This window comes from Stenotrophomonas sp. STEN021 (assembly GCF_056760175.1).
Genome location: NZ_JBRREH010000124.1, coordinates 1 through 10572, shown reverse-complemented (window position 1 = coordinate 10572; position 10572 = coordinate 1). Strand labels below are relative to the sequence as shown.

The window sequence follows — 10572 nt, the reverse complement described above, 5'->3', positions numbered from 1 at the left end:
CCCCCGCCAAGGTGGGGGTTTTTTTTTTCCCCCCCCTTTCCCCCCCCCCCCTGGCGGGGGGGGGGTTACCCCGGCCCCCCCCCCCCCCCCCTGGCCGCGGCTCCACATTGCGGCATTGCTTGTAATGCCTCTGCCGAGCATGGCTCGGCACTACCTCATTCGCCCTTGGCAAATTTCTGCAATGCATCGCCTTGCAGGCGATAGACCGTCCATTCGTCCTGCGCCACTGCACCAGCCGCTTTGTAGAACTCGATGGCCGGTGTATTCCAGTCCAGCACCGACCATTCGAAGCGACCACAGCCCTGCTCCACTGCCAACCTGGCGATGTGTTGCAGCAGGGCCTTGCCAGCCCCGCTGCCGCGCGCTTCGGGGCTTACGTACAGGTCTTCCAGGTAGATGCCGTTGCGGCCCAGCCAGGTCGAGTAGTTGTAGAAAAACACGGCGTAACCAATCGCCTGACCATCGCGCTCGCAGATCAGCGCCTGTGCCTTGGCATCGGCGCCGAACAGGCTGGCACGAATGCCAGCCTCGTCGGTCTGCACTGATGATTCGGCCTTCTCGTAGATGGCCAGCTCGCGGATGAAGTGCAGGATCAGGCCTGCGTCATCGGCGATGGCCGGACGGATCTGCACTTCAGCCGCGCGCATCACTCAGCCCCGCGCCGCCGCGACATTGCCGCGCATCTTGCTGATGACATCGGCATAACTGGGCGTATTGAAGATGGCCGAACCGGCAACGAAGGCATCGGCACCGGCGGCGGCAATCTCACCGATATTGTCAGCTTTGACCCCGCCGTCCACTTCCAGCAACACCGGCTTGCCGAGCTTGTCGATCATCGCCCGCACTGCGCGCAGCTTGTCCAGGGTCGACGGAATGAAAGCCTGGCCGCCGAAGCCCGGGTTGACCGACATCAGCAGCACCAAGTCCAGGTCTTCCAGCACCCAGTCCAGCACTTCGACCGGGGTTGCCGGGTTCAACACCAGGCCCGCCTTGCAGCCGTGCGACTTGATCAGCTGGATGGTGCGGTGCACGTGGCGGCTGGCTTCCGGGTGGAAGCTGATGATGCTGGCACCGGCCTCGGCGAAGTCCGGCACGATGCGGTCCACCGGCTCCACCATCAGGTGTACGTCGATGGGCGCGGTGACGCCGTGCTTGCGCAGCGCCTGGCAGACCATCGGACCGATGGTCAGGTTGGGCACGTAGTGGTTGTCCATCACGTCGAAATGGACCCAGTCGGCACCTGCGGCCAACACATTGTCGACCTCCTCGCCGAGCTTGGCGAAATTGGCCGAGAGAATGGACGGGGCAATGATGCAGTTGGACATGGCAGGACCTTCAGCGTTTACGCAGTGATTTGATGCGGTCGTAGGCGGCGTTGATCTGCCGGGCCTTCCTTTCGGCCTGGGCGCGCAGCTCGGGGGCGGCGCCGGCCACTTTGTCGGGGTGGTACTGGGACATCAGGCGGCGGTAGGCCAGGTCGATCTCGCCGTCGGTGGCGTCGCGGGTGACCCCCAGCTCACGGTACGGCAGGTCCTTGCCCAGCTTGAACCAGTCGCTGTCGAAGGCGTGCCCCAGCAACAGACCAATAATCCCGCCAAACAAGGGGTTGGGCCTGAACAACAGGGCTCCAGCGATGAAGCCGAACAGTTTTCCGTACCAGCGCATGGGTGGGTGAATGGCCTGTGGACAATCAAGACGTGCATTTTATGCCACAGCGGCCCAATCCGGCCGTACACTAGGCCGCCCGCCGACCAGCCGCGGGCCCAGCGGGTCCTCCAGACCCGGGTCCTCCAAGCCGGCGGCATTCATTGCCAAGTCCCAGGAGTGCCCGTGCCGACCACGCTGTTGCAATCCGATCTTCCCGGCCTGCCCTTGCGCCATCGCGGCAAGGTGCGTGATGTGTTTGATATCCCGCGCGAACGTCTGCCGGCCGGAACACCCCCGGGCGAATACCTGTTGATGGTCGCCACCGATCGCCTGTCGGCATTCGACGTGGTGCTGCCCGACCCGATCCCGGGCAAGGGCGAGATGCTGTGCCAGGTATCCAATTTCTGGTTCGCCAAGACCGCGCACCTGATGCCCAACCACCTGACCGGCATCGACGTGGCCAGCGTGCTGCCCGAAGGCGTGGACCCGGCGCTGTACGCCAAGCGTGCGGTGGTGACCAAGAAGCTCAAGCCGGTACCGGTGGAAGCCATTGCCCGCGGCTATGTGATCGGCAGCGGCTGGAAGGACTACCAGCGCACCGGCAAGATCAGCGGCATCGCCCTGCCCGATGGCCTGCAGCAGGCCGAGAAGCTGCCCGAAGCCATCTTCACCCCGTCCACCAAGGCGGCGGTGGGCGACCACGACGAGAACATCGACTTCGACGCGATGGTCAAGGCCGTTGGCGCCGACATGGCCGAGAAGGTGCGCGATGCCACCCTGCGCATCTACCAGTTCGCCGCCGAGTACGCAGCCGAGCGCGGCATCCTGCTGGCCGATACCAAGTTCGAGTTCGGTACCGATGCCGATGGTCGTCTTTACATCATGGACGAGATGCTGACCCCGGATTCTTCGCGTTACTGGCCGGCCGACGAGTACCAGGTGGGCATCAGCCCGCCCAGCTACGACAAGCAGTTCGTGCGCGACTACCTGGAGACGCTGGACTGGGACAAGACCGCGCCGGGCCCGGCGCTGCCGGCCGAGGTGATCGAACGCACCCGTGCCAAGTACGCCGAAGCACTGGACAAGCTGGCCGGCATCAGCGTCGACTGATCCTGCCGTGCCCGTCACGGATGCGCACGGCCACCGTGCGCATCCGTAGGGAAGCCGGGCTATGCTCTGCCAGTCAACCCGGGAGGGAGTTGGAATGAGTATTGCGCGTCCTGTGGATCGTTATTTCGCCAGCTACTCCGGCGATCACGTCAACCACACCAATCAGGCCATCCACGTGTTCGCGGTACCCGCGATCCTGTGGTCGGTGATTGCCATGCTGTGGTGCATACCGCCACTGGTACCGTGGTTCCAGCATGGCATCTGGGCGGCATTTGCCATGTTCGGCACCTGGGCCTATTACAACCGCCTGTCGCGTCCGCTGGGCATCGGCATGCTGATCATCTTCTTCGTGTTCGGCTGCATCTGCCGCTTGCTGGAGGACCGGCTTGGCATCCAGATGCTGCTGTACATCGCCATCGGTGTGTTCGTGGTGGCGTGGATCGCACAGTTCATCGGCCACAAGATCGAAGGCCGCCGGCCAAGCTTCCTCACCGACCTGACCTACCTGCTGATCGGCCCGATCTGGGTGCTGTCCAAGCTGTTCCGGCAGTTTGGTTGGCATTACTGAGGTGTTGACCCGCTAGGCTGCATTCGTTGCCGGGGCAATGAACATTGCCGCTTCGGCAACAAAGGCACGCGGCGCATAGCCGAAATCACGCCGTGCCGGTTCGATATCGAATGCCAACGGCTCGGTCATCCGCGCCAGCGCCGCCGCATTCATGCCCTGCAACCGCCCGCCAGCATGGGCCAGCCGCAAGGCCAGCCTGAACAGGGCTGCGGGCACGCGCAGCAGGCGTGGCCGCGCAGGCAGGCAGGCCAGCGTTCGCCGCACCATCTCGGCATAGCCCAGCACTTCGCCCCCCCCCAGCGCATAGGCCTGGCCGGCGGTGGCTGGATGCGCCGTCACCTGCAGCGCGGCATCGGCCAGATCCTGCACATGTACCGGTTGGCGCAGGCCGTTGGCGTTCGCCGGCAACACAAAGAAACCGGTACGGGTGGCCAAGGCGGCAATCGCGGTGAGGGTCTTGTCGCTTGCAGCGCCGTAAACCAAGGTTGGCCGCAGTACGGTCGCGGCCACATCGCGTGCCGCTGCGCAATCAAACAACACGCGCTCGGCATCGCGCAGGCGGCGCGCAACATCGCGTTCGGCCAGCTCGGACGAATCCTGTTTCACGTCCACGCTGGTCGAGCCAAACGCGACCACGCGTGGCGCATCGATGTTCGATGCTGCATACCAGCGCGCGAAGTGGTCCAGTGGACCGCAGCTGAAAACCGCGTCCACGGGTTGGTCCGCCAGGTGGGTGCTGGACAGATCGCCTAGCTGCCATTCCACCCCGGGCATGGGCGCGCGCACCTGCCGGGTCACTGCTGTTACCTGCCAGCCCGCCGCAACCAGGTTCGCCAACAGACGCTCGCCGATCTGACCACTGCCGCCAAATACCAGCGCGCGCTTACCGCCCGCTGCACTGCGAATGTCGTTCTCCATAGGTGGAAGGATAGGCGAAGCACCCCCGATTCCGCAGCCGTCAGCTGGATAGGCGTTAGTGTTGTAGGAGCGGTGTAAGCCGCGAAGCTGACATTGCTGACGCGCTTGGCATCTGTGCCACCTGATGATTCGCCAGCTTCGCGGCTCACGCCGCTCCTACAAACTGCCAGGCTGCTGCACCGCATCGGACGGAGCCCAGCGCGACACGGCGCTTCCGTGTTCCCGGCCCACGACCACTGGCAGCACTGGCTCCAGCTATCCAACCCGAACGGATCATTCATAAAAACTCGCGGATCGAAAAAAACGCCTGTTAGACTGCAAAACCCCTTTCTGAACCGCGCCCTACATGACGCCAGTCCTGTTGCTGCTGCTTGCGCTGCCCTTTCTGCTGGCAGCGGCCATCGCCCTGATAGGCCGCCTGTCCCGCGGAGCAGCCGCATGCATGGCAGCAGCGGCACCGGTGCTGGGCCTGGCCCTGCTGGGCAGCGTCACCCCGGCCGTGATCGACGGCGAGATCGTCCGCAACAGCTGGCAATGGCTGCCGCAGATCGGCCTGGACTTCAGCCTGCGCCTGGACGGGTTGGCATGGATGTTCACCGGGCTGGTGCTGGGCATCGGCGCCTTGGTGGTGCTGTATGCGCACTACTACCTGTCGGCCAAGGACAGCGCGCGGCGTTTCTACAGCTACCTGCTGCTGTTCATGGGCGCGATGCTGGGCATGGTGCTGGCCGGCAACCTGTTGCTGTTGATGGTGTTCTGGGAGCTGACCAGCATCAGTTCGTTCCTGCTGATCGGCTTCTGGTCGCACCGCAAGGACGCCCGCGAGGGCGCGCGCATGGCCTTGATCGTCACCGGCGGTGGCGGCCTGGCGCTGCTGGCCGGCGTGCTGCTGATCGGCCGCATCGTCGGCAGCTTCGACCTGGACGTGGTGCTGGCCTCGGGCGACCTGATCCGCGCCAGCGCCTTGTACCCCTGGGCACTGCTGCTGGTGCTGGCCGGCATCTTCACCAAGAGCGCGCAATTCCCGTTCCACTTCTGGTTGCCGCAGGCAATGGCCGCGCCCACGCCGGTGTCGGCCTACCTGCACTCGGCAACGATGGTGAAGGCAGGCGTGTTCCTGCTGGCACGGCTGCACCCGGCACTGGCCGGCACCGAATTGTTCTTCTATGTGGTCAGCGGCATCGGTGCGCTTACCCTGCTGATCGGCGCCTGGAACGCGATTTTCCAGCATGACCTCAAAGGCCTGCTGGCCTATTCGACGATCTCGCACCTGGGCCTGATCACCCTGCTGTTCGGCCTGTCCACGCCGATGGCGGTGGTGGCCGGCGTGTTCCACATCCTCAACCACGCCACCTTCAAGGCCTCGCTGTTCATGGCCGCTGGCATCATCGACCACGAAACCGGCACCCGCGACATGCGCAAGCTGGGCGGCCTGCGCCGGTTGATGCCGATCACCAGCGCGCTCGCCATTGTCGCCTCGCTGGCGATGGCCGGCATCCCGCTGCTCAACGGCTTCCTGTCCAAGGAAATGCTGTTCGCCGAGGCTCTGGCCACCCAGGGCCCGGACTGGATGCGTTCGGCAATCAGTGTCGCCGCGCTGCTGGCTGGCATCCTCGGTGTGGCCTACAGCCTGCGTTTCGTCCACGACACCTTCTTCGGCAAGGGCCCGGTCGACATCGACGTGGTTCCGCATGAGCCGCCGCGCTGGATGAAGGTGCCGGTGGAGGTGCTGGTGGTGATCTGCCTGGCCGTCGGCATTGCGCCGGCACTGACCATCGCACCGGTACTGCAGACTGCTGCTGCCTCCATCCTCGGTGCGTCGATGCCCGAATACAGCCTGGCGGTCTGGCACGGATTCAATCTGCCACTGGCGATGAGCGCGATTGGCGTGATCGGCGGCGTAGCGCTGTATTTCGGCCTGCGCCGATTCACCGACCTGTATGCCGCACGCAACCGCCCCACCGGCAAGCATCTGTTCCATCGCGGCCTGGATGCGCTGTTCGGCTTTGCCCACAGCGTCACCAACGCACTGGCCAATGGCAGCCTGCAGCGCATGCTGTTTGCGCTGGTGCTGGTGGCGGTGATTGTTGCCGCCGCCCCCTACATCGCCAACCCGGTGATGCCATTGTGGCCGGCCCCGCAATCCATGCCCTTGCTGGGTTGGACACTGTGGCTGGTGATGCTGGCCTGCGCGTTCGCCGGCTTGTTCCTGTACCAGCAGCGTCTGTTGGCAGTGATCGTGATGGGCGGCACTGGTTTGATGGTGGCGCTGACTTTCGTATTCCTGTCCGCGCCCGACCTGGCCCTGACCCAGCTGATGGTGGAAATGGTGACGCTGGCGCTGATGCTGCTGGGCATGAACTACCTGCCCGCACAGTCACCGCCGGAGCACGCACGCTGGCGCAAGCGCCGCGATGCACTGCTCGCCATCGTTGCCGGCGGCGGCATCGCCGCACTGGCGTATTCGTTGATGACCTTGCCGCCCAACACCATGTCCGGTGAGATGCTGCTGCGTTCGCTGCCCGAGGCCTATGGCCACAATGTGGTCAATGTGATCCTGGTGGACTTCCGCGGCTTCGATACCTTCGGTGAGATCACCGTGTTCGGCATCGCGGCGCTGGTGGTGCATGCGATGCTGCGGCGCACGCGGATGGCGCCGGAGCAGATCATGCCGGGCCCGCCGATCAAGCTGCCGGTACCGGCCGATCTGGCCCAGATCATGTTCCCCTTGACCCTGACGGTATCGATCTTCCTGTTCCTGCGCGGCCACAACGCACCTGGCGGCGGCTTCATCGCCGGGCTGGTGCTGGCGGTGCCGTTGCTGATCCAGTACGTGATCCAGGGCACGGTGTCGGTGGAGTCGCGTTTCGGCTTCGACTACATCCGCTGCATCGGCCTGGGCCTGCTGATCGCCCTGCTCAGCGGCGTGGCCTCGATGCTGTTTGGCGTGCCGTTCCTGACCAGTGGCCACCTCGACCTGGAACTGCCGCTGATCGGTACCGTGCCGCTGGCCAGCGCCATTGGTTTTGATACCGGCGTCTACCTGGTGGTGTTTGGCGGGGTGATGCTGATCCTGTCGATGATGGGCACCATCAAGCCCTCGCGCACCCGCAATGCCCGCAACGGCGAAATCGATATCCACCGCCGTTCGGCACGCACCGGGGAGATGCACTGATGGAACTGGCACTGGCAAGCGCCATCGGCGTACTGGCCGGCATCGGCATCTACCTGTTGCTGCGTGCGCGCAGCTTCGACGTGATCCTTGGCATGACCTTCCTGTCCTACGCCACCAACCTGCTGATCTTCAGCGCGGGCCGGCCGGTGATCGGCAAGGCACCAGTACTCAAGGACGGCGTGGCCTCCACCCTGGCCCATTACACCGACCCGCTGCCGCAGGCGCTGGTACTGACCGCCATCGTGATTGCGTTTGCGATGACCGCCGTCAGCATCGTGCTGGCGATGCGCAGCCGCAGCGACAACCACAGCGATCACGTGGATGCGCACGAACCCGAACTGCCGGCTGAGCAGACAGCCAAGTCGGGGGGCGGCGCATGAATCATCTGGTGATCCTGCCGATCCTGATCCCGCTGCTCGGCGCCGCACTGTCCTTGTTCATCGAGCACCGCCGTTACGGGCCCAAGGTGCAGCGCACGGTGGCCTGGGCCAGCATGGCCGCCTTGGCCGTGGCCGTGGCACTGCTGGTCGCGCAGACCAGCCAGGGCCAGATCTCGGCCTACCTGCTCGGCGACTGGCCGGCGCGGCTGGGTATCGCGCTGGTTGCCGATGGGCTGGCTGGCTGGATGTTGGCCACTACCCTGCTGTTGGCCATCGCCTGTCTGCTGTACGCCTGCACTGGCTGGGACCGGCGCGCACCGCACTTCCATGCGCTGTTCCAGTTCCAGTTGGTCGGCCTCAACGGCGCCTTCCTGACTGGCGACATCTTCAATCTGTTCGTGTTCTTCGAGGTGATGCTGATCGCCTCCTACGGCCTGCTGCTGTCCGGCGGGCGTGGCCTGCGCATGCGCATCGGCCTGCATTACGTGGTGTTCAACGTCACCGCCTCGACCCTGTTCCTGATCGCGCTGGGCATGCTCTACGCCGCCCTGGGTTCCTTGAACATGGCCGAGATCGGCCAGCGCATCGCCGAGCTGCCGCCCTCGCACCTGAGCCTGGCCAAGGCCGCCCTGGGCCTGTTGCTGCTGGTGTTCTGCTCCAAGGCGGCGCTGCTGCCGATGTACCTGTGGCTGCCGGAGTCGTATGCCCGTGCACCGGCCGCGGTCGCCGCGCTGTTCGTGATCATGACCAAGGTCGGGCTGTACTCGGTGCTGCGGGTGACCTCGCTGTGGTTCGATGCCGACGCCGGCGCGATGAGCGGCTATGGCAGCGACTGGCTGCTGTGGGCCGGCATCGCCACCCTGCTGGTTGGCGCACTGGGTGCGCTTGCAGCGACGCGGATGAGCGTGCTGGTGGCATATCTGGTGGTGGTCTCGGCGGCGACGCTGTTCATCGCCTTTGCGCTGGGCAACGCCGGCACGATCTCGGCTGGCCTGTATTACCTGCCGCACAGCACCTTCGCCGCTGCGGCGCTGTTCCTGATTGCCGACCTGATGCGGCGCCGTCGCCAACAGGCCGATCGTCGCCGCGAGCATGAACTCACCGTGCTGCCGGGCAAGACCGTACCGGGCCTGTTGTTCCTGATCGGTGCGGTAGCCGTGGCCGGCCTGCCGCCGCTGGCGGGCTTCCTGGCCAAGGCCGCGCTGCTCTCGGCCGTGCCGCAGGCGCATACCGCCGTGGTCTGGAGCGCCGTACTGGGCAGCAGCCTGCTGGTGATCATGGGCCTGGCACGTACCGGCATCCGCCTGTTCTGGCATGTCCCCGGTGACGATGAGAACGCGACTGCGCCTGAACCGGCCGAAGCCCCGGCACGGCCGTTCGAAACCGCCGCAACCTGTCTGTTGCTGGGCTATGTAGTGCTGATGACCATCTTCGCCGCGCCGCTGATGCGCCAGACCGACGCCATCGCCGCACAGTTGCTGGCGCCGGACCAATACCTGCAAGACGTACGCGGCACCACGCCGCAGCTGAGGCAGCCATGAGCGAGCGTCGCCCTCTGCTGCGCAGGATATTCCCTTCGCCAGCCCTGTCGATCACCGTGGTCGCCTTCTGGCTGGTGATGTCCGACAGTTTCGACCTCGGCCAACTGGTGCTTGGCATGCTGCTGGGCGTGGTGGTTCCGCTGTTCGCCGCGCGCCTGGACCGCGAGTTCGCCCGGCTTGGCAGTCTGCGGCCGGTGCCCAAGCTGCTGGCGGTGGTGCTGTGGGACATCCTGGTCTCCAACCTGCGTGTGGCTGCACAGGTGCTTGGGTCCGAGCACAAGCTCAGGCCCGGCTTCATCTGGGTGCCGCTGGACATCGCCAACATCCACGGCATCGCCGCGCTGACCAGCTTCATCACCCTGACCCCGGGCACGGTGTCGGCGGCATTGTCCGAGGACCGCCGCCATCTGCTGGTGCATGTGCTGCACCTGGAAGATGCCAATGCCCTGATCAACGAGATCAAGAGTCGCTACGAAGCGCCGCTGATGGAGATCTTCCCGTGAACGGTTACCAGATATTCGAAACCACCCTGGTGGTATGCATGCACGTGGTCGGCATCGCCATGCTGCTGGGCTTGTGGCGGCTGCTGCGCGGCCCCACCGTGCCGGACCGCATCCTCGCGCTGGACACCTTGTCGGTCACCGCCATCGCCGAACTGATGCTGTTCGGCATGTACCTGGATTCGGCTATCTACTTCGAGGCCGCACTGATCATCGCCATGCTCGGCTTCTGCAGCACCGTGGTGCTGAGCAAGTTCGTGCTGCGCAGGGATATCGTCGAATGATCACCTTTCTGCAGATCGCGCTGTCGGCGCTGCTGGCCTTTGGCTGCTTTTTCATCCTGGTTGGCGCACTCGGCCTGGTGCGCTTCTCCGACTTCTTCAAGCGCCTGCACGCACCAACCAAGGCCAGCACGTTGGGCGTGGGCTGCGTGTTGGTGTGCTCGGTGGCGTACCACATCTTCCTCGGCCAGGACCCGCAGCCGCGCGAGCTGCTGATCACCGTGTTCCTGTTCATCACCGCCCCGATCAGCGCCCACCTGATGGCCAAGGCCGCACTGTCGCTGATGATGGAAAGCCGGCCGGAACCGCCAAAAGAGTAGTACCGAGCAGAAGCTCTACCTGTAGTGGGGGGGGGGGGGGGGGGGGGGGGGGGGGGGGGGGGGGGGGGGGGGGGGGGGGGGGGGGGGGGGGGGGGGGGGGGGGGGGGGGGGGGGGGGGGGGGGGGGGGGGGG

General features: G+C 65.3%; 12 protein-coding genes. 8 read left to right on the top strand and 4 right to left on the bottom strand.

From position 1 onward, the window contains the following. Nucleotides 1-155 precede the first annotated feature (155 nt). Genes ACVOL0_RS19355 through ACVOL0_RS19345 form a run of 3 tightly spaced genes read right to left on the bottom strand, consistent with a single transcriptional unit; the run spans nt 156 to nt 1665 of the window. On the bottom strand, nt 156-647 hold the full coding sequence (locus tag ACVOL0_RS19355) for an N-acetyltransferase family protein (RefSeq protein WP_481550466.1): 492 nt from the start codon (nt 645-647) through the stop codon (nt 156-158). Nucleotides 648-650: 3 nt separating this feature from the next. After that, nucleotides 651-1325 carry a ribulose-phosphate 3-epimerase gene (rpe, locus tag ACVOL0_RS19350; protein WP_481550465.1) on the bottom strand — a complete coding sequence of 225 codons (675 nt, stop codon included), beginning with the start codon at nt 1323-1325 and terminating at the stop codon, nt 651-653. Nucleotides 1326-1335: 10 nt separating this feature from the next. Next, complete coding sequence (locus ACVOL0_RS19345; RefSeq protein ID WP_481550464.1) at nt 1336-1665, bottom strand: J domain-containing protein; 330 nt, start codon at nt 1663-1665, stop codon at nt 1336-1338. Nucleotides 1666-1830: 165 nt separating this feature from the next. On the opposite strand from ACVOL0_RS19345, the gene ACVOL0_RS19340 reads away from it, so the two are divergent. Together ACVOL0_RS19340 and ACVOL0_RS19335 are read left to right on the top strand one after the other, a co-directional pair. Then, nucleotides 1831-2757 carry a phosphoribosylaminoimidazolesuccinocarboxamide synthase gene (locus ACVOL0_RS19340; RefSeq protein WP_481510113.1) on the top strand — a complete coding sequence of 309 codons (927 nt, stop codon included), beginning with the start codon at nt 1831-1833 and terminating at the stop codon, nt 2755-2757. A 94-nt stretch (nt 2758-2851) separates the two neighbouring features. After that, complete coding sequence (locus tag ACVOL0_RS19335; protein ID WP_481510112.1) at nt 2852-3325, top strand: Mpo1 family 2-hydroxy fatty acid dioxygenase; 474 nt, start codon at nt 2852-2854, stop codon at nt 3323-3325. Between the two features lie 12 nt (nt 3326-3337). On the opposite strand, the gene ACVOL0_RS19330 is transcribed toward ACVOL0_RS19335, so the two are convergent. Next, a complete protein-coding gene (locus tag ACVOL0_RS19330; RefSeq protein ID WP_481550463.1) occupies nt 3338-4243 on the bottom strand; it encodes an NAD-dependent epimerase/dehydratase family protein in 906 nt (301 codons plus the stop codon). A 346-nt stretch (nt 4244-4589) separates the two neighbouring features. On the opposite strand from ACVOL0_RS19330, the gene ACVOL0_RS19325 reads away from it, so the two are divergent. The 6 genes from ACVOL0_RS19325 to ACVOL0_RS19300 are packed head-to-tail and all read left to right on the top strand — an operon-like array spanning nt 4590 to nt 10440. Then, nucleotides 4590-7418, top strand: coding sequence for a monovalent cation/H+ antiporter subunit A (locus tag ACVOL0_RS19325; RefSeq protein ID WP_481550462.1), 2829 nt, complete (start codon nt 4590-4592; stop codon nt 7416-7418). Continuing rightward, nucleotides 7418-7798 carry a Na+/H+ antiporter subunit C gene (locus ACVOL0_RS19320; RefSeq protein ID WP_481550461.1) on the top strand — a complete coding sequence of 127 codons (381 nt, stop codon included), beginning with the start codon at nt 7418-7420 and terminating at the stop codon, nt 7796-7798. Before ACVOL0_RS19325 ends, ACVOL0_RS19320 begins: the two co-directional genes overlap by 1 nt. Beyond that, nucleotides 7795-9339: a monovalent cation/H+ antiporter subunit D gene (locus ACVOL0_RS19315; RefSeq protein ID WP_481550460.1), complete on the top strand. Its 1545-nt coding sequence runs from the start codon at nt 7795-7797 to the stop codon at nt 9337-9339. Before ACVOL0_RS19320 ends, ACVOL0_RS19315 begins: the two co-directional genes overlap by 4 nt. Then, complete coding sequence (locus ACVOL0_RS19310; protein WP_481550459.1) at nt 9336-9842, top strand: Na+/H+ antiporter subunit E; 507 nt, start codon at nt 9336-9338, stop codon at nt 9840-9842. Before ACVOL0_RS19315 ends, ACVOL0_RS19310 begins: the two co-directional genes overlap by 4 nt. Nucleotides 9843-9880: 38 nt before the next feature. Next, nucleotides 9881-10123 carry a K+/H+ antiporter subunit F gene (locus tag ACVOL0_RS19305; RefSeq protein WP_231732514.1) on the top strand — a complete coding sequence of 81 codons (243 nt, stop codon included), beginning with the start codon at nt 9881-9883 and terminating at the stop codon, nt 10121-10123. Next, the gene (locus ACVOL0_RS19300) at nt 10120-10440 is read left to right on the top strand and encodes a Na+/H+ antiporter subunit G (protein ID WP_405051648.1); all 321 of its coding nucleotides are present in this window, start codon (nt 10120-10122) and stop codon (nt 10438-10440) included. The genes ACVOL0_RS19305 and ACVOL0_RS19300 overlap by 4 nt, the downstream gene beginning before the upstream one ends. Nucleotides 10441-10572: the final 132 nt, after the last annotated feature.

Excerpts from the sequence above, each read along its gene's own strand:
- ACVOL0_RS19320 (WP_481550461.1), top strand. The coding sequence starts at position 7,418 with ATGGAACTGGCACTGGCAAGCGCCATCGGCGTACTGGCCGGCATCGGC.
- ACVOL0_RS19300 (WP_405051648.1), top strand. The coding sequence starts at position 10,120 with ATGATCACCTTTCTGCAGATCGCGCTGTCGGCGCTGCTGGCCTTTGGC.
- ACVOL0_RS19335 (WP_481510112.1), top strand. The coding sequence starts at position 2,852 with ATGAGTATTGCGCGTCCTGTGGATCGTTATTTCGCCAGCTACTCCGGC.
- ACVOL0_RS19355 (WP_481550466.1), bottom strand. The coding sequence starts at position 647 with ATGCGCGCGGCTGAAGTGCAGATCCGTCCGGCCATCGCCGATGACGCA.
- ACVOL0_RS19345 (WP_481550464.1), bottom strand. The coding sequence starts at position 1,665 with ATGCGCTGGTACGGAAAACTGTTCGGCTTCATCGCTGGAGCCCTGTTG.
- ACVOL0_RS19325 (WP_481550462.1), top strand. The coding sequence starts at position 4,590 with ATGACGCCAGTCCTGTTGCTGCTGCTTGCGCTGCCCTTTCTGCTGGCA.
- ACVOL0_RS19315 (WP_481550460.1), top strand. The coding sequence starts at position 7,795 with ATGAATCATCTGGTGATCCTGCCGATCCTGATCCCGCTGCTCGGCGCC.
- ACVOL0_RS19310 (WP_481550459.1), top strand. The coding sequence starts at position 9,336 with ATGAGCGAGCGTCGCCCTCTGCTGCGCAGGATATTCCCTTCGCCAGCC.
- ACVOL0_RS19305 (WP_231732514.1), top strand. The coding sequence starts at position 9,881 with ATGCACGTGGTCGGCATCGCCATGCTGCTGGGCTTGTGGCGGCTGCTG.
- ACVOL0_RS19330 (WP_481550463.1), bottom strand. The coding sequence starts at position 4,243 with ATGGAGAACGACATTCGCAGTGCAGCGGGCGGTAAGCGCGCGCTGGTA.
- rpe (WP_481550465.1), bottom strand. The coding sequence starts at position 1,325 with ATGTCCAACTGCATCATTGCCCCGTCCATTCTCTCGGCCAATTTCGCC.